The organism is Corynebacterium atrinae (assembly GCF_030408455.1).
Taxonomy (GTDB): Bacteria; Actinomycetota; Actinomycetes; order Mycobacteriales; family Mycobacteriaceae; genus Corynebacterium; species Corynebacterium atrinae.
In genome coordinates this window covers 1,684,166-1,708,954 of record NZ_CP046977.1, presented here as the reverse complement: position 1 = coordinate 1,708,954, position 24,789 = coordinate 1,684,166, and the positions used below count along the sequence as shown (strand labels likewise).

Annotated in this window: 21 protein-coding genes; 17 read left to right on the top strand and 4 right to left on the bottom strand. The window is 63.9% G+C overall.

From position 1 onward, the window contains the following. Positions 1-31 precede the first annotated feature (31 nt). The 8 genes from smc (at position 32) to CATRI_RS08320 (ending at position 13,095) form a co-directional block, all read left to right on the top strand. Positions 32-3,481 (top strand): chromosome segregation protein SMC, encoded by a 3,450-nt coding sequence (smc, locus tag CATRI_RS08355; RefSeq protein ID WP_290216544.1) that lies wholly within the window; start codon positions 32-34, stop codon positions 3,479-3,481. 32 nt (positions 3,482-3,513) lie between these two features. Continuing rightward, positions 3,514-5,196 carry a signal recognition particle-docking protein FtsY gene (gene ftsY / locus CATRI_RS08350; RefSeq protein WP_290216543.1) on the top strand — a complete coding sequence of 561 codons (1,683 nt, stop codon included), beginning with the start codon at positions 3,514-3,516 and terminating at the stop codon, positions 5,194-5,196. A gap of 147 nt (positions 5,197-5,343) precedes the next feature. Next, the gene (locus CATRI_RS08345) at positions 5,344-6,774 is read left to right on the top strand and encodes an ammonium transporter (RefSeq protein ID WP_290216541.1); all 1,431 of its coding nucleotides are present in this window, start codon (positions 5,344-5,346) and stop codon (positions 6,772-6,774) included. Between the two features lie 3 nt (positions 6,775-6,777). After that, a complete protein-coding gene (locus CATRI_RS08340; RefSeq protein WP_290216539.1) occupies positions 6,778-7,116 on the top strand; it encodes a P-II family nitrogen regulator in 339 nt (112 codons plus the stop codon). Further along, positions 7,106-9,256, top strand: coding sequence for a [protein-PII] uridylyltransferase (locus CATRI_RS08335; RefSeq protein WP_290216536.1), 2,151 nt, complete (start codon positions 7,106-7,108; stop codon positions 9,254-9,256). Before CATRI_RS08340 ends, CATRI_RS08335 begins: the two co-directional genes overlap by 11 nt. Positions 9,257-9,300: 44 nt before the next feature. Continuing rightward, the gene (ffh, locus tag CATRI_RS08330) at positions 9,301-10,923 is read left to right on the top strand and encodes a signal recognition particle protein (RefSeq protein WP_290216534.1); all 1,623 of its coding nucleotides are present in this window, start codon (positions 9,301-9,303) and stop codon (positions 10,921-10,923) included. 284 nt (positions 10,924-11,207) lie between these two features. Further along, positions 11,208-11,738: a 30S ribosomal protein S16 gene (gene rpsP / locus CATRI_RS08325; protein ID WP_290216532.1), complete on the top strand. Its 531-nt coding sequence runs from the start codon at positions 11,208-11,210 to the stop codon at positions 11,736-11,738. 415 nt (positions 11,739-12,153) lie between these two features. After that, the gene (locus tag CATRI_RS08320) at positions 12,154-13,095 is read left to right on the top strand and encodes a sugar-binding transcriptional regulator (protein WP_290216530.1); all 942 of its coding nucleotides are present in this window, start codon (positions 12,154-12,156) and stop codon (positions 13,093-13,095) included. A 56-nt stretch (positions 13,096-13,151) separates the two neighbouring features. Here CATRI_RS08320 and CATRI_RS08315 read toward each other — a convergent pair whose 3' ends face one another. After that, positions 13,152-14,366, bottom strand: coding sequence for a NupC/NupG family nucleoside CNT transporter (locus tag CATRI_RS08315; RefSeq protein WP_290216528.1), 1,215 nt, complete (start codon positions 14,364-14,366; stop codon positions 13,152-13,154). A 6-nt stretch (positions 14,367-14,372) separates the two neighbouring features. Continuing rightward, the gene (locus CATRI_RS08310; protein WP_290216526.1) at positions 14,373-14,780 is read right to left on the bottom strand and encodes a cytidine deaminase; all 408 of its coding nucleotides are present in this window, start codon (positions 14,778-14,780) and stop codon (positions 14,373-14,375) included. 149 nt (positions 14,781-14,929) lie between these two features. On the opposite strand from CATRI_RS08310, the gene CATRI_RS08305 reads away from it, so the two are divergent. From CATRI_RS08305 to CATRI_RS08295, 3 genes are read left to right on the top strand one after another with little or no spacing between them, the layout of a single operon-like run. Beyond that, positions 14,930-16,216 (top strand): thymidine phosphorylase, encoded by a 1,287-nt coding sequence (locus CATRI_RS08305; RefSeq protein ID WP_290216524.1) that lies wholly within the window; start codon positions 14,930-14,932, stop codon positions 16,214-16,216. Positions 16,217-16,226: 10 nt separating this feature from the next. After that, positions 16,227-16,874 carry a deoxyribose-phosphate aldolase gene (gene deoC, locus CATRI_RS08300; protein WP_290216521.1) on the top strand — a complete coding sequence of 216 codons (648 nt, stop codon included), beginning with the start codon at positions 16,227-16,229 and terminating at the stop codon, positions 16,872-16,874. 14 nt (positions 16,875-16,888) lie between these two features. Beyond that, the gene (locus CATRI_RS08295; RefSeq protein WP_290221064.1) at positions 16,889-18,457 is read left to right on the top strand and encodes a phospho-sugar mutase; all 1,569 of its coding nucleotides are present in this window, start codon (positions 16,889-16,891) and stop codon (positions 18,455-18,457) included. Here CATRI_RS08295 and CATRI_RS08290 read toward each other — a convergent pair. Next, a complete protein-coding gene (locus tag CATRI_RS08290; RefSeq protein ID WP_290221061.1) occupies positions 18,454-18,801 on the bottom strand; it encodes a cupin domain-containing protein in 348 nt (115 codons plus the stop codon). The two genes, CATRI_RS08295 and CATRI_RS08290, sit on opposite strands and share 4 nt — an antisense overlap. Positions 18,802-18,907: 106 nt before the next feature. Between CATRI_RS08290 and rimM the strand changes: the two genes are divergently transcribed. From rimM to CATRI_RS08270, 4 genes are all read left to right on the top strand, one after another. After that, complete coding sequence (gene rimM, locus CATRI_RS08285; RefSeq protein ID WP_290216520.1) at positions 18,908-19,474, top strand: ribosome maturation factor RimM; 567 nt, start codon at positions 18,908-18,910, stop codon at positions 19,472-19,474. Further along, positions 19,471-20,349, top strand: coding sequence for a tRNA (guanosine(37)-N1)-methyltransferase TrmD (gene trmD / locus CATRI_RS08280; RefSeq protein ID WP_290216519.1), 879 nt, complete (start codon positions 19,471-19,473; stop codon positions 20,347-20,349). The genes rimM and trmD overlap by 4 nt, the downstream gene beginning before the upstream one ends. 1 nt (position 20,350) lies before the next feature. After that, positions 20,351-20,728, top strand: a complete 378-nt coding sequence (locus CATRI_RS08275) for a hypothetical protein (RefSeq protein ID WP_290216518.1) — start codon at positions 20,351-20,353, stop codon at positions 20,726-20,728. 98 nt (positions 20,729-20,826) lie between these two features. Next, positions 20,827-21,582, top strand: a complete 756-nt coding sequence (locus tag CATRI_RS08270; RefSeq protein ID WP_290216517.1) for a DedA family protein — start codon at positions 20,827-20,829, stop codon at positions 21,580-21,582. Positions 21,583-21,688: 106 nt separating this feature from the next. Here CATRI_RS08270 and CATRI_RS08265 read toward each other — a convergent pair whose 3' ends face one another. Continuing rightward, positions 21,689-22,714, bottom strand: a complete 1,026-nt coding sequence (locus CATRI_RS08265; protein WP_290216516.1) for an ABC transporter substrate-binding protein — start codon at positions 22,712-22,714, stop codon at positions 21,689-21,691. 25 nt (positions 22,715-22,739) lie between these two features. Between CATRI_RS08265 and CATRI_RS08260 the strand changes: the two genes are divergently transcribed. Both CATRI_RS08260 and CATRI_RS08255 read left to right on the top strand, forming a co-directional pair. Next, positions 22,740-23,753: a FecCD family ABC transporter permease gene (locus CATRI_RS08260; RefSeq protein WP_290216514.1), complete on the top strand. Its 1,014-nt coding sequence runs from the start codon at positions 22,740-22,742 to the stop codon at positions 23,751-23,753. Between the two features lie 80 nt (positions 23,754-23,833). Continuing rightward, a complete protein-coding gene (locus tag CATRI_RS08255; RefSeq protein WP_353959745.1) occupies positions 23,834-24,787 on the top strand; it encodes a FecCD family ABC transporter permease in 954 nt (317 codons plus the stop codon). Positions 24,788-24,789 lie beyond the last annotated feature (2 nt).

The window sequence follows — 24,789 nt, the reverse complement described above, 5'->3', positions numbered from 1 at the left end:
CCTCAGGGTTCTCAGGTGTTAATCTGACCGGGTGCATTTGAAGTCGTTGACGCTTAAAGGATTCAAGTCCTTTGCGTCTGCGACGACCCTGAAATTTGAGCCCGGTATCTGCGCGGTGGTCGGGCCGAACGGGTCGGGCAAGTCCAACGTGGTTGATGCGCTCGCCTGGGTCATGGGGGAGCAGGGGGCAAAGACCCTGCGTGGCGGGAAGATGCAGGATGTCATCTTCGCGGGGGCGGGGGATCGTCAGCAGCTCGGTCGCGCTGAGGTGACGCTGACCATCGATAACTCGGATGGCGCGTTGCCCATTGAGTACAGCGAGGTCTCGCTCACCCGTCGGATGTTCCGCGATGGCGCGAGCGAGTACGAAATCAATGGCGCCAAGGCCCGGCTTATGGACATCCAGGAGCTGTTGTCCGATTCCGGCATTGGCCGCGAGATGCACGTCATCGTCGGGCAGGGCAGGCTGGCGCAGATCTTGGAGTCGAAGCCGGAGGAGCGCCGTGCCTTCATCGAGGAGGCGGCGGGGGTGCTCAAGCACCGCCGCCGGAAGGAGAAGGCGCAGCGCAAGCTCATTGGTATGCAGGCGAATCTTGATCGCCTCACCGACCTCACGGCGGAGCTGAAGCGCCAGCTCAAGCCGTTGGCCAGGCAGGCGGAGGCGGCGCAGCGGGCGGCGACGGTCCAGGCCACGCTTCGCGACGCCCGCCTGCGACTGGCAGGCGATCGCGTCCAGCGACTGCGGCAGGAGTTCGAGGACGCGGACCGCCGGTCCCGCCTGCTCGCAGAGGAGGTGGAGGAGCTCACCGAGCGGCTGGAAGAAGCCACTGATGTGCAGGTCACGCTCGAAGGACAATTGGAGGAAATCACTCCGCAGGCCGAAGAGGCGCAGCAGCTGTGGTTTACCTTGTCCACGCTGGCGGAGCGGGTCTCCGCGACCTCGCGGATCGCGGCGGAACGCAGCGCCAATGCCGGTGCCCAGATCGCCTACGCCGGACAAGACCCGGAGGCGTTGGAGCGTCGCGCCGCGGAGGCGGAGGAGGAGTTCGAGCAACTCACCGACACCGCAGAGATGGCTCGCGAACGGCTGGAGTCGATTCGCGACGAGGTGATGGACCGGGAAGAGGCGCGTCGGGAGGCCGACGCCGAGCACATGGCGCAGGTGCGGGCGATTGCGGACCGTCGGGAAGGTGTGGTTCGCCTCATCGCGGCGGAGGAGTCCCTCGCCAACCAGGTGACTGGGGCTGAGGAGGACATCGCGCGCCAGGAGGAAACCCTCGCTGAGACACTTGCCCGCACCACTGCTGCCGAGGCCGAGGTGACGGAGGTGTCGGCCACGCTCCAGGAACTGGGTGGGCGACGGGAGCCATTGGACGAGGCGCACGTGCGGGCCGCGAGCGAGGCCGGCGCCGCCGAGAAGCGGCTTGAACAGCTCCGGGAGCAGCAACGTCAGCGGGAGCGCGCGGTGTATTCGCTGCAGGCGCGGATCGATACGCTGCGCCAGAACGCCCCAACCGTGTCCGCCGCCGAGAAACTAGGGGAGTGGACGGCCCTCGCCGAGCTCATCAGCAGCCCCGAGCCGCGCGCCGTCTCCGCTGCGCTGGGGCCACACGCCGAAGCCTTGACCGGCCAGCTCAGCGAAGGTCTGCTCGCCGAGCTGAATGATAGCACCCGCACCGTCCTCATCGATGCCAGCGACTCGGGCAAACCCTGGCGGCTCGATGCCACGCTCCCGGCCGGGGTGACGTGGATTCTGGACCACGTGGACGTCGATAAGCGAATCCTGGTGGCAGTCAACCGATTGCTTGCCGACGTCGTCCTCACCGCCGACCTGCCCACCGCCCGGAAGGCGGTGGCACAGGACCCGCGCCTGCGGGCCGTCACCCGCGACGGCGTGCTGTGCGGACAGGGGTGGGTGCAGGTCGGCCATGGTGCCGCGACCCCGGTCGAGGTCAGCGCGCAGATTGCGGAAGCAGAAGAAGAACTCGTGAGCGCTCGGGCGGAGCTGGAGGAGCTCTCGGGCACCCTCGCCGGTGCGAGTATCGCCGCGGAGGACGCACGTGTGGACGCCGCGGCGAAGAAGGCGGCGCTGCGCGAACACGATCAGTCGGTGCTCGCGTGGGAGCGCGACGCCGCGCGCCTGCGGAAACAGTACGAGGCCAACCGGGCGGAACACCAGCGTGCCGCCGAGCGCGCTGCGGGTGCCGATGCCCGTCTCGCCAGCCTGCGCGACGAACTTGCTGAGGTCCGCGATCGCTTGGCGCGGGTGGAGGATTCGGCTGCGCCGGAGGAGCCTTCGACGGTGGCTCGTGACGAGGCGACGGCGGCATTGGCACAGATCAAGGCCATGGAAATGGAAGCGAGCCTAGCGCTGCGCACCGCCGAGGAACGCGCCAACCAGGCGGCTGGCAAAGGGGAAAGCTTGCGCCGACAGGCCGCGCACGAGCGGCAGGCGAAGGCCCGACACGATGAAGCGATGCGACGGCGACGGGCGGCGGCTGAGCTGGCGGAGAGCGTGGAGAAGCATGCCCGTGACCTTGCGGCGCGGGTAGCCGACGCGACGGCGCGGGCGGTGACCAATCGAGATGAGCTGACCCAGCGGCGAACGGCGATCTCCACTGAGCTCGCGCGGGCGAAGGACAAGGACAGCGCCACCCGCAACCAGTTGGCTCGGCTCACCGACAATGCACATGCTGGCGACATTGCCCGTTCCCAGGCACAAGTGCGTATCGACGAGGCCGAGTCGAAGATCGTCGAGCAGCTCGGCGTGCCCATTGCCGATTTGATGGCCGACTACACCCCCGGCGAGGACTTCAACCGGCCGGAGGAAGAAAAACGCCTCAAGCAGGCAGAAAAGGATCTCACCGCCCTGGGCAAGGTCAACCCCCTGGCGCTGGAAGAATTCAAGGCGCTGGAGGAGCGCTACGAGTTCCTATCCACCCAACTCGACGATGTCGTCCAGGCCCGCAAGGACCTTTCCGGAGTTATTGACGAGGTAGACGCGCGGATCCTCCAACTCTTCACAGACGCCTGGCACGACGTCGAGGCCCAGTTCCCGCATGTCTTTGGCACACTCTTCCCGGGCGGCGAGGGCCGACTCATCCTCACCGACCCCGATGACCTCCTGACCACCGGCATCGACGTCGAAGCCCGCCCCCCAGGCAAAAAAGTCAAGCGGTTGTCGCTGCTCTCCGGCGGCGAAAAGTCCCTCACCGCCCTGGCCATGCTCGTCGCCATCTTCAAAGCGCGGCCGAGCCCGTTCTACGTCATGGACGAAGTCGAAGCGGCGTTGGACGATGTCAACCTGCGACGGCTTATTGCGCTCTTCGAAGACCTGCGCAAGGACTCGCAACTCATCGTGATCACACACCAAAAACCCACCATGGATGTGGCAAACGTTCTCTACGGTGTCACCATGCGCGGTGATGGAATCACCCGAGTTCTCAGTCAAAGAATGAGTCCACACCACGAACCTAGGTGAGAATTCCGGCGAGTCCTGCCACTATGGACACTATGAACTTGACTCTGGTCTCCGTAGCGCTCGCCGCGCTAGTCCTTCTCCTCATCCTCATTGCTGTGATCGTTGTCGGGCTGAACCGTAGAAAGAGCAAAACGGTCAGCTTTGAAAAGAAGGACGAAGCACCAAAAGAATTAACCCAACAGGAGAAGTCCGGCAACTATCAAGCCACCGGAGATTTCAACTTCGCCCCCGCGAAGCAGGCTGAGAAGGAGCCCGTGCCTGTCGTGCCTGTCGTGCCTGTCGTGCCTGTCGTGCCTGTCGTGCCCGTCGTGCCGGAAAAGGTCGTCGAACCAGAACCGGTGGCGGACGTTGTTGACAATGTCGAGGTTGAGGAGATCCCGATTCCGGAGCCAGTTTCTGAGGCAACCGAGGGCGTTGAGGTGGCGGAGCCGGAAGTTATTGCCGTGGACGAAGATTCCGAGGTTGCTCCTCACCCTGTGGAGGCCGAAGCCGTGGTGGAGCAGGCTATCGAAGCTGACGTTGCACCCGAGCCTGTCGAGACTGAAGTCGTCGTCGACGAAGTCGCAATTGAGATGGATTCGCAGTCCACTTCCGAACCAGACTCCGACTCAATGGTTGTCGAACCGGAAGTTGAACAAAGCGTGATCCCGGAGCCCGAGATCGTGGAGGAAGCTGAAGAGGCTGCAGCTGCGGCCGCAGTGACTGTCGATGCCGTTGAGGAGGCCGTTGAGCAGACTCCGGTTCCCGAGGTTGCGCCCGAGCAGGAGCCGGCTCCCACCGAGGTAGAGGAGATTGCTCCCGCGTCGGGCAGGTTGGGTCGTTTGCGTGGACGTCTGTCGCGCTCTCAAAACGTCATTGGTCAGGGTGTCCTGGGCATTTTGTCCGCAGGTGACTTGGATGAGGATGCCTGGGAGGAAATTGAGGACACGCTCATCATGGCGGACCTGGGTACCGCGGTGACCATGAAGGTCGTAGAGTCCCTGCGCCTAAAGATTGCCGAGCGCGGTGTATCCAGCGAAGAAGAGGCACGGGCCATGCTGCGAAAAACCCTCATCGAGGCGGGCGGTCCTGAGCTCGATCGTTCCATCAAGGCCATGCCCTATGAGGGTAAGCCGGCCGTGGTGCTCGTTGTGGGAGTCAACGGCACCGGCAAGACCACCACCACCGGCAAGTTGGCTCGTGTGCTCGTGTCCATGGGGCACACGGTGTTGTTGGGTGCGGCGGATACCTTCCGTGCGGCGGCGGCAGATCAGCTCGAGACGTGGGGGCGTCGAGTTGGCGCGTCGACGGTGCGGGGCTCGGAGGGGGCGGATCCCGCGTCGGTGGCCTTCGACGCCGTGGCGAAGGGCATCGAGCAGCAAGCTGACGTCGTGCTCATTGACACCGCCGGGCGCCTGCATACCGCAACCGGGCTGATGGATCAGCTGGGCAAGGTCAAGCGAGTGGTGGAGAAGAAGGCCGTTGTTGATGAGGTCTTGCTGGTCCTGGATGCGACGGTGGGACAGAACGGCCTGACTCAGGCTCGGGTGTTCCGGGATGTCGTGGATATTTCCGGTGTGGTGCTGACGAAGTTGGATGGCACGGCTAAGGGCGGCATCGTGTTCCAGGTGCAGGAGGAGCTGGGTGTTCCCGTCAAACTGGTTGGTTTGGGCGAGGGTGCTGACGATCTGGCCCCGTTTGACATCGAGGCTTTTGTGGACGCGCTCCTCGGGTAGCGGCGTGATCACTTGGGCGGGGGTAGGGTCTACCCCCGCCCAAACCTGTTGAGCTATCGAAACCGTTTCTATCGTCCTATAGTTAGTCGCGGCAGTAAAACCTGTCGCACGATAGTTTAGGGAATTCGATAACGAGGAGGTCCGCACATGAACGCAGATGAAATCATGATGGCGTCGGGAAACGCCAGCTGGATGCTCGTCTCGGCGTCGCTGGTGTTGCTGATGACACCCGCGCTCGCACTTTTCTACGGGGGCATGACGGGTCGCCGCTCTGCGCTGAACATGATGATGATGTCTTTCGGCACCTTAGGTGTCGTCAGCGTGGTGTACATCCTGTGGGGCTGGTCGATGTCCTACGGCACCCAGTCCTGGTGGGGAATCGTCGGCAACCCGTTGGAATTCTTCGGCTTGCGGGACTCCATCACCGGCTCGGCCGGTAACTACCTGGCGGGAGCTTCCGGTTACGCCAACGTCATCGATATTGCATTCCAGCTGACCTTCGCCGTTATCTCGACCGCCCTCATCTCCGGCGCGTTGGCCGGGCGAGTGAAATTCGGGACCTGGCTCATCTTCTCCGGTTTGTGGTCGACCTTCGTCTACTTCCCGCTGGCTCATATGGTGTGGGGAGGGGGACTTCTCTCCCACGCGGAATCCGGCGTCGCCGCCTGGCTTTTCGGCTCCACCAATGGGGAAGCGACCATCGCGCCGATCGACTTCGCCGGCGGCACCGTCGTCCACATCTCCGCTGGTACCGCCGCATTCGTGTTGGCTTTGCTGGTCGGACGTCGACGTGACTTCCTCACTGCTGCACAGCGCCCCCACAACCTGCCCTTCGTCATGCTCGGCGCTGCATTGCTGTGGTTCGGGTGGTTCGGTTTCAACGGTGGCTCCGCTTTCGCCGCCGACGGTGCCGCTGGACTGGCCTGGTTGAACACGACTGCCGCGACGGCGGCAGCGATGCTGGGATGGCTCGGCGTCGAAAAGCTCCGTGACGGCAACCCCACCTCACTCGGTGCCGCCTCGGGCGTGGTAGCTGGCCTGGTCACCATCACCCCGGCGGCGGGCGTGCTGACGCCCCTGACCTCGCTGGTACTCGGCGTCATCGGTGGCGCGCTGGCCTGCCTGGGCGTCGGCCTGAAGTACCGCTTCGGCTACGACGACTCGCTCGATGTCGTTGGCGTGCACCTCGTCGCGGGCCTGTGGGGCACCGTCGGCCTGGCGTTTGTCGCCACGGATACCGGTGTTCTCACCGGCGGCGGCATCGATGGCCTCAAGCTGCTCGTGGTGCAAATCGTCATCGCCCTGGTCACCATGATCTTCTCCGGAGGGATCACCGCGATCATCGGACTCGCTCTGCGGGCCACCCTGGGCTGGCGCATTGATGCCGAGGCCGAATTCGAAGGCATCGACATCCATGAGCACCGCGAGTCCGCCTACGACGACCTAGTTGGACGCGAGCCGCGGCCCTTCGCTGGAGGGGCAGTAGGATTTGTCACGGGAGACCAGCACGCCACCCGCCCCTACCCGGGATCAGTGAGCGCTTCCGTCGAAGATGTCCGCGACAGCAACCAGGAGTAAAGAATGAAACTCGTGACAGCAGTAGTCAAACCTTTCACGCTCGCAGACATTCGTGAGGCCCTTGAGACAGTCGGTGTGCATGGCATGACTGTCACTGAAACCCAAGGTTACGGCCAGCAGCGCGGGCACACCGAGGTCTACCGAGGCGCGGAATACGCCACCGAGTTCGTGCCCAAGGTCAAGCTCGAAATCCTCACCCGCGACGATATGCTCGACGATGTCCTCGACGCCGTGACCAAGGCCGCCTACACCGGGAAAGCCGGCGACGGCAAGGTCTGGGTCACCACCGTCGACCACGTCATCCGCGTCCGCACCGGCGAGCGCAATGACGATGCCATCTGATCCACACCCGGATCACCGCCTGAGCGGCCCGGAGCCCCACCCTGACCCCGCCGCAGTGCGGGAGCAGGTCGCGGCCCGGGCCTTTCGGCTATTACAGACTCTCCCTCTCCCGGACGGCTGCGCGCTCGTCGCCACCGGTTCCCTCGCGCGCCGGGAGATGACCGAACATTCCGACCTTGACCTCATATTCCTGCATCCGGCCGAGCAACCGCCGACGCAGGAGCAGGTAGAGCAGGTGTGGACGCCGATCTGGGATGCGAAGTTCCGCCTCGACTACTCCGTGCGCACCCCCGAAGAATGCGCCGCCATGATCGCCGCCGATTCCACCGCGGCCCTGGCCCTGCTGGAAATGCGACACCTCCGGGGCGACGCGGGCCTCACCGAGCGGGCCCATGCGCTCGTCCGCAGCCGCTGGCGCACCGAAATCTCCCGGAACTTCGACGCGCTCGTCTCTACGGCGGCGGCCCGCTGGCGGCGCGCCGGATCGGTCGTCGCCATGACCCACCCGGACCTCAAGCACGGCCGCGGAGGTCTGCGAGATATCGACCTGCTCAATGCCCTGGCTACGGCCAATCTTTGCGACGCCGCGCCCTTGTCGCGGGAGCGCACGCTCCTGCTGGATGTGCGGACGCTGCTGCACCGGGCGACTCGCCGCCTCCGCGATGTGCTCGACCCAGAATTTGCCGAAGACATCTCCGCCCAGTTGGGGATGGCTGACCGCTACGAGCTGTCCACCACTCTGGCCGAGGCCGCCCGCCGCGTCGACGACGCCCTCAACGCAGGTCTGGCCACCGCCCGCGGGGTCCTGGCTGGCCGCTCCCGGGCCGTGTCTCGTCGGCCGCTCGACCTCGACGTTGTTGACGCGGGTGGGCAGATCACCTTGTCTCGCAACCCTGACTATTCCGATCCGGCGTTGATCCTCCGCGTCGCCGCCGCGGCGGCTCGCACGGGTCTGCCCATCGCCGAACACACCTGGCTGCAGCTGGACAAGGTGCCAGCACTCCCGCCCCGGTGGACCGCAGCGGCTGCCGACGACTTCTTCGCCCTCCTGGCCTCCCCGGAACACAGCGCCCGGGTCATTGAAAATCTCGACCGACACGGCAGGTGGGAGCCCATGGTTCCCGAATGGAGCCACGTTCGCGGGCGCATGCCCCGCGAGCGAACACATATCCACACCATCGACGCCCACTCGCTGGTCACCGTCGCCCTCTGTGCCGCAGTCACCGTGCAAGTTGCACGCCCCGATCTGCTGCTGCTGGCCGCGCTATTCCACGACATCGGCAAGGGCTATGGCCGTCCCCACGCGCAGGTGGGCGCTGAGTTCGTCGCCCGGATGGCTGTTCGCCTGGGCCTGAACCTCCCGGACCGGTCGCGGGTGCAGACCCTCGTCGCAGAGCACACCACCATGGCCCGACTGGTCGCCACGACGGATCCCACGTCCGACGCCTCCCGTGACCTGCTTCTCGACGCCCTCCACTACGACCTCATCAGCGTCAACCTGCTGGAGGTGCTCACCGAAGCCGACGCCCGCGCCACCGGTCCCGGGGTATGGAACCGTCGCCTGGAATCGGGTGTGCGAGTCCTCGCCCGACGAGCCCGCCAGGCTCTCACCGAATTAACGCCGGCGCGCCCCCACCTCCACGCCCCGACGGACCTGGGACTGCGTGTCAACGACGAGGCGGAGACGCTGACCGTGTGGTGGCGGGGGAGTGAGCAACGTGTGTTCGAGCGAGTCCTCGCCGTAGCCGCGGCGAAGGCGTGGACCATTATCGGAGCGCGCCTGGCCACCGACTCAGAAGGCCTGGTCCACGTGGAGCTCGATGTGCGCCCGGCCGTGGCTACCCTGGCGGAGGCAGCCGATGCAGATGGGCTCGTCCAGGCCTACAAGTCGGGGGTGTATTCGACACTTCCGCAGGCCGAACCGGGGCCGACCGCCACCTATTGGAACGGCGCTGTCCTGGAGGTCCGCACGGTGTTTCGCCCCAGGGTGTTGGGCACCTTGCTCTCCGTTCTTCCCGAGCTGTCATGGCTGGAGGCCCGCACGCCAGGTGCCACCTTCATCGTGCAAGCGGCATTCGCAGCACCACCCGACCGGGTCCAGGTGGACAAAGATGTGACCCGGGCGCTTGCAAGGGGCTAACATGGGAAAGTTGTAACTGCCCAAGAGCCAGGGAGAGTGTCCTAGTGTTTGAGTCTCTGTCCGACCGCCTCCAATCCGCCCTCACTGGGCTGCGCGGAAAAGGCAAGCTCACCGAGGCGGACATCAACGCCACGGCCCGCGAGATTCGCCTCGCGCTGTTGGAAGCCGACGTCTCCTTATTGGTTGTCCGCGGCTTTATCAAGCGCATCAAGGAGCGCGCCGCAGGAGCCGAGGTCTCCGAGGCGCTGAACCCCGCGCAACAGGTAGTCAAGATCGTCAACGAGGAGCTGGTGGAGATCCTCGGCGGTGAAACCCGTCGCCTCCAGCTGGCCAAGACCCCGCCGACCGTCATCATGCTCGCCGGCCTGCAGGGTGCCGGTAAGACGACCCTGGCTGGCAAGCTGGCCAAGCACCTGACTAAGCAGGGTCACACCCCGATGCTCGTGGCCTGTGACCTGCAGCGCCCCGGTGCCGTCCAGCAGCTGCAGATCGTCGGTGAGCGCGCGGGTGTTCCCACCTTCGCCCCCGACCCGGGCACGTCGATTGATTCTTATGAGCATGAGATGGGCACCTCCCATGGTGATCCCGTCGCCGTCGCGCAAGCGGGCATCGAAGAAGCTCGCCGCACCCAGCATGACGTGGTCATCGTCGATACCGCCGGTCGCTTGGGCATCGATGAAACGCTGATGACGCAGGCCCGGAACATCCGCGATGCCGTCAACCCCGACGAAGTCCTATTCGTCATCGACGCTATGATCGGCCAGGACGCGGTGAGCACTGCGGAAGCTTTCCGCGACGGCGTCGATTTCACCGGTGTCGTCTTGACCAAGCTCGATGGCGACGCCCGCGGTGGTGCCGCACTCTCCATCCGCGAGGTCACCGGCAAGCCCATCATGTACGCCTCCACGGGTGAAAAGCTCGAAGACTTCGATGTTTTCCACCCTGAGCGCATGGCCAGCCGCATCCTCGGCATGGGTGACGTGCTCAGCCTCATCGAGCAGGCCGAGCAGGTCTTTGACCAGAAGCAGGCGGAAGAAACCGCCGCCAAACTCGGCGCGGGCGAGCTCACCCTCGAGGACTTCCTCAATCAGATGCTCATGATTCGCCGCATGGGCCCCATTGGCAACCTGCTCAAGATGCTGCCCGGCGGCAAGCAGATGAACCAGATGGCCGACATGGTCGACGAGAAGCAGCTTGATCGCATCCAGGCCATCATCCGCGGCATGACCCCCGCTGAGCGCTCGAATCCGAAGATCCTCAATGCCTCCCGTCGCAAGCGCATCGCCGCAGGCTCCGGCGTCGGCGTCACCGACGTTAATCAGCTCGTGGACCGCTTCTTTGAAGCCAAGAAGGCCATGAGCCAGATGGCCGGGCAGTTCGGGATGCCAGGTGCGGGCATGAATCGATCCGCCACCAAGAAGAAGCCCAAGGGCCGCAAGGGTAAGGGTGGCAAGCGCAAGCCGGTAAAGAATCGTCCCACTCAGCCGCAGATGCCGGGTGGGATGCCGGGAATGCCCGACATGGCTCAACTGCAGCAGATGCAAAAGCAGATGGAAGCTGGCGGCGGAATGCCCGGCATGCCTAAGCTCCCGGGGATGCCAAAGATGCCCAAGGGCATGGAGGGTATCGACTTGGACAATCTCGACTTTGGGCAAGGCAAAAAGTAGCTTTCCGCCTGATCAGCGAGTCCGCTGCTTATCGACGCCGTCCCCACCTCCATGTTTGTCGTTCGTCCCGCAGACGTGTGCCGACTTGACCTGTACGTTGACACCTCAATCTTTGGGGATTTCTGATCGGGTGGCGGACCCGGTATAGTTGTCCGAGTTCCTGCGTAGCGCCGCCCTTGACCACGGTCAACCGGACACGTCACACGCAGGTGAATCCAAGGGTTGAACCGGCCCGCCGGCAGTTGGCGGGTGACTGAACTGCCCAGTGACTTAAAGGAGCCATCATGGCTGTCAAGATTAAGCTTCAGCGCCTCGGCAAGATCCGTACCCCGCACTACCGCGTGGTCATCGCCGACGCCCGCACCCGCCGCGACGGCAAGGTTATCGAGAACATCGGTATCTACGAGCCCAAGCAGGACCCCTCCATCATCCAGATCGATTCCGAGCGCGCTCAGCACTGGCTCTCCGTCGGCGCCCAGCCGACCGAGCCGGTTCTCGCTCTGCTGAAGGTCACCGGTGACTGGCAGAAGTTCAAGGGCATCAGCGGCGCCGAGGGCACCCTGCGCGTGGCAGAGCCCAAGCCCTCCAAGCTGGACCTGTTCAACCAGGCCCTGGCCGAGGCTAACGATGGTCCGTCCCTCGAGGCCGTGACCGAAAAGAAGAAGAAGGCCAAGGAAGAGGCCGAGGCCAAGGCTCAGGCAGAGAAGGAAGCAGCTGAGAAGGCTGCTGCCGAGGAAGCCGCCGCCGCTGAGGCTGCTGCAGCTGTTGAGGCTGAAGAAGTTGCTGAAGAGGCCGCTGAGGAGACCGCAGAGTAAATCTGCCTCCATTTTCCACGATCATCCCCTTGCCTATGGCAGGGGGATTTTTCGCGCGAAGGGGCAAGAACATGTTGGGACCTTCTCCAACTCCAACATGTCGAATCCCTTGACCCTTCAAGCCTGCTGAGTCGGCGAAACCGGCACTTCCTAACAACTCATAGGGTTTGGGAGGGGGATTGACCCCGGAGTTGTTAGGAAGTGCGGTTTTTGGGCACTCCTTGGGGCATCATGTGCTGGGGTTCGGTCCCGGCCCGGTGGCATGTCGACCGGTGTGGGTCGTGAAAACCATAGGACAGCGTCCTTAGCGCTGGTCAGATGGTGAAGTGAGGACCGACTCCCAACACATTTTTCCCTTATCCCGTGGCGTGGCCCAGCGCAGAAGCACCGAGCGCGCACTGATAGAGTTTTAGCCATGGATAGTAGAGATGAGCAGGCCCTAAGAGCGGCAAAGCTCTACTACGAATCCGAGCTGAGTCAGGCAGAAGTAGCCGCCGAACTTGGGGTTTCCCGGCCTACCGCAGCCAAGCTCCTGCAGCACGCGCGACAAAGGGGATTCGTTACCATCGAAGTGCGCGATCCACGCGAAATGGGCGGGGAGATAGCCCAGCGACTCGTCGAAAAGTATTCCTCTAGGGGTCTTGTTGAGGTCCGTGTTGTCCAGGCAGCGCGCCAGCGGGAAGAGGAGCTTCTTCGAGAGCTCGGACGGATGGGTGCCGCGGTACTCTCCGAGCATGTCCAGGATGGCCAGCTGGTGGGCGTTTCCTGGGGCAACACCATGTATTCAGTGGCTAAGTCGTTGAGTCACCACACCCACCGCGGGGTGGAAATTGTCCAACTCAAGGGAGGACTGAGCTACACCCAGTCGTCGACCAATGACATTGAAACTATCAATCTCTTCTGCCAAGCTTTCGACGCCTACGCCCGCACGCTGCCGCTACCGGTCATTTTTGACAACGCCGAAGCCAAGCGGATCGTCGAGCAAGATCGCCACATTGCGCACTTGTTGGAGCTGGGACGACGCACAGACGTGGTGATCTTTACCGTTGGTGCCACCACAAAGGAGTCCCTCCCACTCACCATGGGCTACCTCAGCGAGAAAGAGACCGAAACCCTCGTCGAAAAGGCGGTGGGGGACGCTTGCTCCCGTTTCTTTACCCGCGACGGGGAGATCGCGTTGCCCTCCGTTGACGAGCGCACCGTGGGCATCACCTTGAAGGAGCTTTCGACCCGTCCCACCCGGATCCTCGTGGCAGGTGGGCAGGAGAAGGCGGACGCCATTGAGACGGCGCTGCGCATGGGCTTAGCCACCCACCTCGTCGTTGACTCGGTAGTTGCCGCTCAGATCCTGGGTTAATGGGAAAAGCCCTTGACGTCCGCACGGACGTCAAGGGCTTCATTCTTGGGGTTTAACTAAAGCGCTACCACACCGACAATCGCAGCGTTGAGCATGTTGGTGCAGAAGCCGGCGAACAGGGCCTTGAGGCCTAGTTGGGCGACGTCGGATCGGCGTTCGGGAGCGAGGGCACCGAAGGCGCCGATCTGGATGGCGATGGAGGAGAAGTTGGCGAAGCCAGCCAGGGCGAAGGTGGTGATCATGATGGCCTTCGGGCTGAGCACGTCGACGTATTCGGAGAAGGACGTGTAGCCGACGAACTCGTTGATGATCGTCTTTTGTCCGATGAAGTTACCGACAAGGCTGGCCTCTTCCCACGGCACGCCCAGTGCCCAGGCGAGTGGGGAGAAGATGATGCCGAAGAGGCCTTCGAGGGACCAACCTTCTTGGCCGAAGATGTTACCGATGCCGCCGAGCATGGCCGAGAGCATGGCAATGAGGGCAACGAAGGCGATGAGCATACAGCCGACGGTGACGGCGATGCGGCCACCGGCCATGGCGCCGGAGCCGAGGGCGTCGATAATGTTTTTGTTCTCTTCGTCGCGGATGTTGCGAACGTCGGCAGAGGCGACGGATTCCTCGGTCTCTGGGATGAGGGCTTTGGCCATGATGAGGGAGCCGGGGGCGTTCATGACGGAGGCGGCGAGGAGGAAGGGCAGCGGAGCTCCGAGCAGGGAGTAGCCGATGAGGGTGGAGCCTGCGACGGAGGCGAAGCCACCGGTCATGCAGGCAAAGAGCTCGGAGCGGGTGAGTTTGGGCAGCCACGGGCGGATGACCAAAGGTGCCTCGGATTGTCCGAGGAAGATGACCGTGGAGGCCCACACCGATTCGACTTTGGAGGTGCCCAGCAGTTTGTTCAGTGCCGTGCCGACGATCTCGACGAACCATTGCAGGATGCGCAGGTAGTACAGCGCTCCGATGATGGCGCCGAGGAAGATGATGACGGGGAGGACGTTGAGGGCAAAGACGAAGCCGATGTTCTCGCCGAAGAGGGGGCCGAAGACGAAGGAGGTGCCTTCGGCGGTGAAGTCGATGAGCTTCTGGATGCCATCGGCGGTCCACTTGAGGGCGGCGAATCCGGGCTCCCATTTGAGGACGAGGAGGGCGAAGATGACCTGCATCGCGAGGCCGACGCCGAGGGTACGCCAGTTGATCTTTTTGCGGTTGGAAGACAAGAGGATGACCACCGCGAAGATCAGCGCGATGCCAATGAGTCCTTGGAAACGATCCATGGTGGATTACTTCCCTTCGAGGGCGTCGGGGCCGAAGGAGTTCGGCAGGAGTTCGTCGAACGTGAGGGACACGGGGTTGCCGTCGGAGTCCTCGACGATGACGCGTTCACAGTGGAATTCCCTCAAGACCTGGCGGCAGGCGCCGCAGGGCCAGCAGGGGGCGGCCTTGAGGCCGACCACCGCGACCGTCGACAAGCGGGGTAGCGAGCCCGCGGCGATCATGGTGGTCACGGCGTTTCGTTCGGCGCAGATTGTTTCGCCGTAGGCGGCGTTTTCGACGTTGCAGCCGGTGTAGATGGTGCCATCTTCGCTGATCAGGGCGGCGCCGACGGGGAAAGAACTATATGGAGCGTAGGCGCGGGCGGCGGCGTCTCGGGCTGCCTGGAGAAGCTCGGTATCGCTAGGTTGGGTCATGGCCGGGGTCCTTTCTGCAGGGCAACCATGAATCGAACAAAAGAAAAATAATAGGTTGACAATTGTTCTAGAAACGATGATAATCGGGTCATAGCGGGCTACGCAAGTAGTCAGAGTCACAAAATTCGTCCCGTACCGAGGAGTGCACAGTGACCACCGAGTCTTTTGACGCCGTAGACGTCATTCGGACCAAGCGAGATGGCGGAGAATTATCCCCTGAGCAGATCAATTGGATCATCGATGCCTACACCCGTGGCATTGTTGGCGATGAACAGATGGCCGCGCTCAATATGGCCATCTTCCTGCGGGGAATGAACCGAACCGAGATCGCGCACTGGACCCAAGCGATGATCGATTCCGGCGAGACCATGAGCTTTGAATCTCTGTCCAAGCCGACCACCGACAAACATTCGACCGGCGGAGTGGGGGATAAGATCACCCTCCCGCTCGGTCCGCTCGTCTCCTCTTTTGGAGTGGCCGTCCCGCAGCTGTCCGGCCGAGGCCTTGGTCACACCGGTGGCACGCTGGACAAATTGGAGGCCATCCCGGGGTGGAAGGCGGACGTGAGTAACGAACGGCTCATGGAGATCCTCGAGGATTCCGGGGCCGTGGTCGCTGCCGCCGGAGCGGGCCTGGCACCGGCAGATAAGAAGCTCTATGCCCTCCGCGACATCACGTCCACGGTGGATTCCATCCCCCTCATCGCCAGCTCGATCATGTCGAAGAAGATCGCGGAGGGAACGTCCTCACTGGTTCTTGACGTCAAGGTCGGCTCCGGCGCGTTTATGAAGGATCTTGACGCTGCCCGCGAACTCGCCCGCACGATGGTCGACCTCGGCACCGACGCGGGCGTGAACACTCGCGCTCTGCTGACCGACATGAACACCCCGCTCGGCCGGTGCATTGGCAATTCCCTCGAAGTACGCGAGTCGGTGGAGGTGCTCGCTGGTGGTGGGCCCGCCGACATCATCGAGCTGACTTGCGAGCTGGCCCGCAACATGCTGGAACTGGCAGGCATCCCGGACGCGGACGTCGAGGAGGCGCTCAAGGATGGTCGCGCCATGGATTCGTGGAAGAAGATGATCCGCGCCCAAGGCGGTGACCCGGATGCCCCGCTGCCCGTGGCTCCGCACACCCACGATGTCCTCGCTGAGCGTGATGGCTACGTCACCGAGCTGGAAGCCCTGTCCTTGGGCGTGGGATCGTGGCGCCTCGGGGCCGGGCGTGCCCGCAAGGAAGACCCCGTGCAGCTCAGCGCCGGCATTGAGATCCACGCCGGGCTGGGGGAGAAGGTGACCAAGGGGCAGAAGATCCTCACCCTCCACACCGAAACCCCGGAGCGATTCGAGCGCGCCCTCGAATCCATCAATCACGGTGTGAGCATTGGGGATGAGTCCCCCGCCCCGCGCACCCTTATTCATGACCGCATTATCTAAAAGGAACACTATGAACCGTACCGAACTCGCCCACACCATCGATCACACTTTGCTCAAGCCGGAAGCCACCCCGGCCCAGGTCGCCGCACTCATCGACGAGGCCGCCGCCCTGCACACCTACTCCATCTGCGTATCACCGTCCATGCTGCCGGTGACCACGCCGGAGGACGTCAAGGTCGCCACCGTCTGCGGCTTCCCTTCGGGTGCTGTGCACTCGGAGATCAAGGCCGCCGAGGCCGCTCTTTCTGCTGAACAGGGTGCTGACGAGGTAGACATGGTGATCAACCTCGCCAACGCCGTCCAAGATGATTTCGACGCCGTCGAGGCCGACATCCGCGCCGTCCGCGAGGCTATCCCCACCACCTTGCTCAAGGTCATCCTCGAGACCGCGGCACTCACGGATGAGCAGGTCACCCAGTGTTGCCTCGCCGCCGAGCGCGCCGGAGCCGACTTCGTGAAAACCTCCACCGGATTCCACCCGGCCGGTGGTGCTTCCGTGCACGCCATTGAACTGATGAATGCTGCTGTCGGCGGTCGCCTGGGCATCAAGGCCTCCGGCGGCATCCGCGATACCGAAACCGCGCTGGCCATGCTGGCCGCCGGTGCCACCCGCCTGGGCTGCTCGTCCAGCGCTGACGTTTTGGAAGGCCTGAAGTGAATCCCAACGACTGGATGACCCACGATCCCGACCCGATCACCCGCGCCGAGATCAAAGAGCTTATCGACGCCTCGTCCCCCGAGCTCGCAGACCGCTTCGCCGGTCCGTTGGAGTTCGGCACCGCGGGCCTGCGCGGCCCGATCGCCGGTGGCGAATCGGCCATGAACGTGGCCACAGTCACCCGCGCCTCCGCCGGGCTGGGTGCTTGGCTAGTGTCCAAAACCCCGCGCCCCCGCGTCGTCGTGGGCTGCGATGCCCGCCACCGTTCGTCCGACTTCCAGCGCGCCACCGCTGAGGTGCTCGCTGCCGCCGGGTGCGAGGTACTCCTCCTTCCGGCCCAGCTCCCGACCCCGGTCACGGCCTTCGCTGTGCGTCACCTCGACTGCGATGCCGGTGTCATGGTCACCGCCTCCCACAACCCACCCCAGGACAATGGCTACAAGGTCTACCTCGGCGGACGGGTTGTCAACAGCGACAACGAAGCCGGCGTGCAGCTCGTCTCCCCGGCCGACAAGGAGATCGCCGCCGAGATCGCGGCTGCCGGATGGGCCGATGAGATTCCGCGGAGCACCGAGGGCGTGCAGGACGTCGACGTCCTCGACGCCTACCTGGAGCGCGCCGTCTCCCTGGTCCCAACCATGGAACGCGACATGCCCATCGTCATCACCGCCATGCACGGAGTCGGCGGCGAGGTCCTGCGCACCGCTTTGCAGCGGGCGGGATTTATCAACATTATCCCCGTCGCCGAGCAGTTCACCCCGGACCCCGACTTCCCGACCGTCGCCTTCCCCAACCCGGAGGAGGCCGGCGCCCTGGACCTGGCGATCGCCACCGCGGAGCGCGAGGGAGCCCGCCTCATCCTTGCCCTCGACCCGGATGCTGACCGCTGTTCCGTCGCCATCCCGCAGGGCGATGGCTGGGTGCAGCTCACCGGCGACCAAGTCGGTGGACTCCTCGGCGAGGACGCTGCTCGCAGAAACGCCGTCGGCACCCTGGCCTGCTCCATCGTGTCCTCGCGACTGCTCTCCCGCATCGCCGAGAACCACGGGTTGAACTTCCAGCCCACCCTCACCGGGTTCAAGTGGATCGCCCGCACCGAGGGCCTGGTCTACGGCTACGAGGAAGCCCTCGGCTACTGCACCGACCCGGAGTTCGTCCGCGACAAGGACGGCATCACCGCCTGCCTGCGTGTGGCCGACCTCGCTGCCCGGACCGATCTCGGTGAATTCCTCGCCGACATCGGCAACGTGTACGGCTGGTACCTCACCGCGCCGCTGACCATCCGCATGGAAGACCCAGCGGACATCGCGGCGGCACTAGGCCGACTGGCTGCCAACCCGCCGGAGCAGTTCGCCGGATCGCCCGTGACCAGCACCATCGACCTGGCCGACGGCTACCTCGGACTGCCCGGAACGCCCGGCCTGGCAATCCTCACCGACGCCGCCGACCGCGTCATCGCACGGCCCTCAGGCACCGAGCCGAAGCTCAAGTGCTACCTCGAAGTCATCGCCGAATCCCCCGAAGAAGGGCGTGCCCGACTGGAGGAGATCAAGCGCGAACTGGCTGTCGCGCTGGGCGTTTAGCTGTCGGGGTGTCGTTCACCCGTGAGCATCGTCAGCAGCAAAATGTTGGATTCGTCCGGAGCATCCGGTGGGCAATCGACGCGGTGGACGATGTGATCACGCAGGTGAACGACCATACCCGGCTTCAGCCGCACCATCTCCCCACCAGTGGTGAAGTCCAAGGTGCCGGATAGGCACTGCACGGTGATGGGGTGGGCGGCCTGGTGGTCGGGGAGATCCTGGCCGGGAGCGAAGCTAAAGACGATGAGGTTGGCGCCGTCTCCTTGAAGGAGACGCTGCACCGCAGGGCGGGGCCGTGCGGGTTTGGGGGACGGGGCGGCGTCGATAAGCGATAAGACAGTCATGCCCGTCGAATCGTGCACCGAAGCGTCGCCGAAGGTGTCGGGGGAGTTGGTGGGAACGGAATGCTCAGCCATGTTCGCGAGGGTACTACCGGCTACGATCTAAGGCGTGAATGAGAACGACGTACAGATCGGCCGAGTGATCAAACCCCACGGCGTGCGAGGCGAGCTCGTTGTCGACCCCACGACCGACGATCCGGCGGGGCGTTTCGCGGTGGGAGAGGTGCTCACCGGTAAGCAGACGGGCAAGACACTGACGCTCACGGTCAAGTCGGTGCGCCCCCATCAAAATCGCCTGCTGGTCACGTTCGATGAGATTCCCGGGCGCAACGAAGCCGACACTCTCCGGGGCCTCCGCTTTTTCGCCGCTCCGGTTGTGGATGATGATGAGGACGCCTACTACGACCACGAGCTGGTAGGGCTGCGGGTTCTCAACGTTGGGGACGTCTCCGAGGACGAGGCCAACGCCCGGGCCTATGAGGGTGCGCAGCCGGAGCCAGTGGATATCGGCGAGGTGACCGGCGTCGTCCGCGGGCCCGCCCAGCGACTGCTCGAGGTTGCGCTCGACGAAGGTGGTCAGGCCCTGGTCCCGTTTGTCCACGCCATCGTCCCGATCGTGGATCTGGACAACGAAGCGATCGTGATCACCCCGCCCGAAGGGTTGCTGGACCTGTGAGAATAGACGCCGTCACGATCTTCCCCGAGTACCTCGACCCCCTTCGCCATGCCCTCCTGGGCAAGGCCATCGAACAGGGGATCCTCACCGTCGGCGTGCACGACCTGCGGCACTGGGCCACCGACGTCCACAAATCCGTCGACGATTCACCCTACGGCGGTGGTCCCGGCATGGTGATGAAGCCGGAGGTGTGGGGTCCCGCGCTTGACGACGTCGCCGTTGGCACCGTTGCACATCATTCGGACTTGCAGTCCTCTCTGCCTCACCTGGATAAACCGCGCCACGATGACGTAGAAGGCGTGGAGAAGCACTCCTACGACGGAGGGGAGGAATCGGACCTTCCCCTGCTCATCGTGCCTACGCCCGCGGGCAGGCCATTCACTCAGGCGGACGCGCAGGCGTGGTCGAACGAGGAACACATCGTCTTCGCCTGCGGACGCTACGAAGGCATTGACCAGCGCGTCATCGATGACGCCGCCCAGCGCTACCGCGTGCGCGAAGTGTCCATCGGTGATTACGTGCTCATCGGTGGGGAAGTGGCCGTCCTCGTCATCACAGAAGCCATCGTCCGCCTCATCCCCGGGGTCCTGGGCAACCGCCGCAGCCACGAGGAAGACAGCTTCTCCGATGGGCTCCTCGAAGGGCCCAGCTACACCAAACCGCGTTCGTGGCGCGGACTCGACGTCCCTGAGGTCCTCTTCTCCGGGAACCACGCCCTGGTGGACCGGTGGCGCCGCGAGCAAGCCCTGCTGCGAACGCGGGCCGTGCGACCGGAACTGCTTGTCGACGCCGATCTGACGGCTGCTGACCAAGCTTTCCTCGACCAACACCTCGTCGAACACCTCGACGAACACCTCGACGAACAAGGAGAATGACATGACCCGACCCATCTCCACCGACCTTAACGTGCTCATCCGCACCTCCGACTGGGAGCACCTCGCCCCCACGATCCCCGCGACGCTGGCCGAGCGAGGTTACGACGTCGAGTCCATCCACGCCGACTTGGTCGACCTCACCTGCGAGCCAGACAACATGCTGGTCAACCAATACGCCCAGATCGAAGGGCGCGCGCCTGCGGTGGAATCCTTGCACCGCATCGTGGTCAACGGAACCTCCGATCTGGCACTGAAGGACGCGACGAAAGCGGTCGTGGCTGCGCTGCCGCCGAACTCCTATTGGTACGGAACCAGCAATGAAGGAGCCACCGAACCCGGAGTCTCTGCCTCCTGCGCGTGGCAACACGGCGGGAGCTAGCGGATGCACTTGTGGAACTTGGTTGGCTTCGCCGCCCCAAGTGAGGCTATCCGAGGTCTCCAACATACGATCTCTGTCATGGCACGATCGGTGAACAGATGAGTAGCAATCCGCAGGACGAGCGGGACGAAGAGCTGGAGGCCACGGAGATTTCGGAGACTGTGGAGGATCCTAAGGACTCCCCGGACGTTCCTTCCTTCATCTCCCACCCGGAGAAGGCAGACAAGTGGCTGCTGTTCGCACTGTTCGCCATGGGCATCTTCTCCCTCTCGATGATTCCCTTGCGCGCCTATCTCCTGTCCCACCCTCTGGCTTACACGCTGCTCGTCGGCGGGTACACCAGCGCGGTGGTCTCTGGCGCAAATGCCTCAGTGGGAAATGGCCTCTGGCTGGTGTACCTGCTGTGCACCGTCATCGGCGCGGCGAAATTCGTCCCTATCTATTGGTTCATGGGTAAGCGCTGGGGCATGGAATTCATCGACATGTCTCTGCAATACATGCCCCGAGCCCATCGCTTCTTCCAACGGGCCGTGTCGTCAGAGTCGGGTAAGGCGACGGCCCTGACCCTGGCGCTGATCCCCGCCGGTTACGCGCCGGGGCCTGTGCCCGGCAACATCGTCAATGCCGTCGCCGGCCTGTTCAAAGTCAAGCTGTGGATCGTCCTCGCGATAAATGTGGCCAGCATCCTCGTTATCAACGGCATCATGATGTGGCTGGGCTTCCGCTACGGCGAAGAAGTCCTTGACGTCGTCACCATCGTCAACCGCTACCTTCTGTGGTTCACGCTTGCACTATTGGGAGTTGTGTTCTTCCGGGCGTGGCGGCAATCGCAAAGGAAGAACGCCGGGGCTTAACTCGCCTGTACGAACGATCCCCGTATGAAAACCCCCGGAGTTTCCCTTTCTCAACCTAGTGATCAAGTCGAGGGAAACTCTAGGGAGTGTTCAGCGGGTTAGCGGTTTAAGAAACGCCCAGGTATTCGCTGAGCTGCTCAACGATGAGGCGGGCACCTGTCGGGCCGAGGCCCAGGAACCAGACGTCATCGTCGACGCGGAATGCTTTGCCGTCGGCCACGGCGGGGAGTGCCTTCCAGGCGCTACCTTCGACGACGGCGGTTTCGCCGGTGGCATCGGGCTGGCCGTAGCTGGAGTAGAAGATGTAGTCCGCGTTGGCCTCGTCGATGTTCTCGGGGGAGATTTCCACCGCGAGGTCGTCGATGTCCTGGTTGGCCGGGCGGGCGAGGCCTGCGTCTCGGAGGATGACGCCGAGCAGGGACTTGTTGCCGTAAAGGCGCAGGCGCTCCGGCATGAATCGCACGGCCGAGATGGTGGTGTCCGGTTCGACGGAGTCGCGGATCACGGCAACCTTGTCCGCGTAGTCGTTGAGGGCGGCGACAGCGGCGTCTTCCTTGCCCAGGGCATCACCGATGAGCAGGAAGTTCTCCTTCCAGGGGTAGCCCGGGCGGATGGAGAACACGGTGGGGGCGATCTCGGCGAGCTGGGGGTAGAGCTTGTCGGCGCGCAGCTGGCTGCCCAGGATCAGATCGGGTTCGAGGGCGGCGATGGCTTCGAGGTTGAGTTCGTTGATGCTGCCCACGGATTCGACGTCGGCGACCTTGTCGGCGAGGTAGGAGGGCACGGGGTTGGCGCCCTGCGTAGTCACCATGCCGACGGGGGTGATGCCCAAGGTGAGGACGTCGTCAAGCTCTCCGGTGTCGAGGACCACGACGCGCTTGGGCTCGGCGGTGAACTCGGTGGTACCGGCGGCGTGGACGACGGTGCGGGGGAAGACTCCGGCCTCGGCGTCGCTGCCGAGTTTGGCGGTTTCGGCATCGGCGGTGCTGAAACGTTCGCCGCCGACGGCCACGTCGGTGTTGCCAGCTCCGTCAGTAGAGGTGGAGGAGCCGGAAGAACAGGCACTGAGCGTGAGGGCAACGGCGGCCGTCAGCGCAATGGTCACGGTGCGTGACTTTTTAAAGAAAGACATGAAAGTAGGTTAGCCTAAGGTATATATGGATGCTAGGCTTCGCATGGTGAAAAGGAGATTACTTGGAGCAACCGCCTTGCTGGCTGCGTTGCTCGGGCTGGTGATCCTCAGCCTGCTCCTCGGCGCCCGCGCCATTCCGGTGCCAGATATCCTCCACGCATTGTGGAATCCAGACCCCGCCGACCCGTTGACGGCGGTGATCTGGGATCGTCGGCTGCCCCGCACCATCCTGGCTGTGGTAGCTGGTGCCGCGATGGGAATCGCCGGGGCGCTCATCCAGGCGCTCACCCGCAACCCGCTCGCTGATACTGGAGTTCTGGGAATCAACTCCGGTGCCGCCTTCAGCGCCGTGCTTGCTTTCTCCCTCCTGGGCGTCACTTCCGCGCCCGGATTCTTGGCCTTCGCCATCCTCGGTGCGCTAGCCGCGGGTGTGCTGGTTTATGTCATTGGGCGCGGGCGCAGCGTCGGGGTGGATCCGTTGCGGCTTGTCCTCGCCGGTGTGGCTCTCAGCGCCATCTTGGAAGGCGTGGGGGAGGGCATGGCCCTGGTGGATCCGCAGGCCTTCGACCGGTTGCGCAGCTGGATGGTGGGCAATCTCGACGTCGGTAGTTTCCGTCCCATCATGACGGTGAGCATTGGACTGTTAGTAGGAATCCTTGTCCTCCTTCCGGGGCTCACCAGCCTCAACTCATTGGCGCTGGGCGATGATATGGCCACCGCGCTGGGTGTCTCGGTTCGGCGGACCCGGGTGCTCATGCTGTTATCCATCACGATCTCGGCTGCCTCGGCGACCGCAGCTGCCGGCGTCATGGTGTTCCTCGGGCTCATGGTTCCGCACCTCGCCCGGTGGGTTGGGGGAAGCGACCAACGCAGCGTGCTCGTACTCTCTGCCATCATCGGGCCCGTCGTGCTCTTGGCCGCCGACATTATCGGCCGCCTCATCCTTCCCGGCGAACTTCCCGCCGGGGTGGTCGTGGCCTTCGTCGGTGCCCCGTTCCTCATCATGTTCGCGCGCCGTCGAGGGGTGATCACGCTATGACGATTCGAATTGGCTCGCCGACCTCGACGTGGGCATTCTCGCGCCGGGTGTACCGCCGCACCCTTCTCGTTGGTTCCATCATGGTTCTCGCCCTGATGACAGCGAGCCTGGTCACCCTCCTTCTACCCGGCGCAGGAATTGGCTCAGCGAAGGCCCTGGCGGTGCTCCTCGGCCAAGAAACTGGGTTCGCCCGCACCGTGGTCATGGAGTGGCGCCTGCCGCGGCTCGTGGCCGCTGCCGTGATCGGCGCGGCATTGGCGCTGGCCGGTGCCTTGTTCCAGGCGCTGACCCGCAACCCGCTTGGTTCCCCCGACATCATTGGCTTCAACACCGGCGCTTATACCGGAGTGCTGTTTACCCTCCTGATGGGGGCGAGCAGTTTCGCGGCGATCTCCCTCGGCGCGCTCATCGGCGGCTGCGTCACTGCGGTGGCCGTCTTCCTCCTCAGTGCGCGCCGAGGCAGCACCATCAGCGGTATCCGGCTTATCCTCGTCGGTTTGGGCATCTCGATGATGTTGTCGTCGTTTAACCGCTGGCTCATCCTGCGGGGAGATATGGAAACTGCGCTCTCTGCAGCCAGCTGGGGTGCGGGCACCCTCAACGGCGTGCGTTGGGAACAAGCCATTCCCGCTGCCGTGTGCTTGGGTGCCCTCGTCATCATCGCCTTGGTGGCTTTCCGCGGGATCAACATTCTGGCCTTGGGGGATGACACCGCCACCGGACTCGGCCTCGGCGTCAATCGCATCAAGGCCCTCATGCTGAGCATCGGCGTCCTGCTCACCGCCATCTCCACTGCCGTCGCCGGGCCCATCTCCTTCGTTGCTCTCGCCTCACCGCACATCGCCGCGCGCCTGACCCGATCGCCTCGCGTCCCGCTGGCCGTCACGGCCCTCACCGGGGCAACGTTGTTGGTCGTTTCTGATGTTCTCGCGCAACGGCTGTTCGCTCCCGTGCAACTGCCCGTCGGCCTCATCACCGTCACGCTCGGCGGAATTTACCTGCTCACACTCATCGCCCGTCCCGCTAAGAACTAATC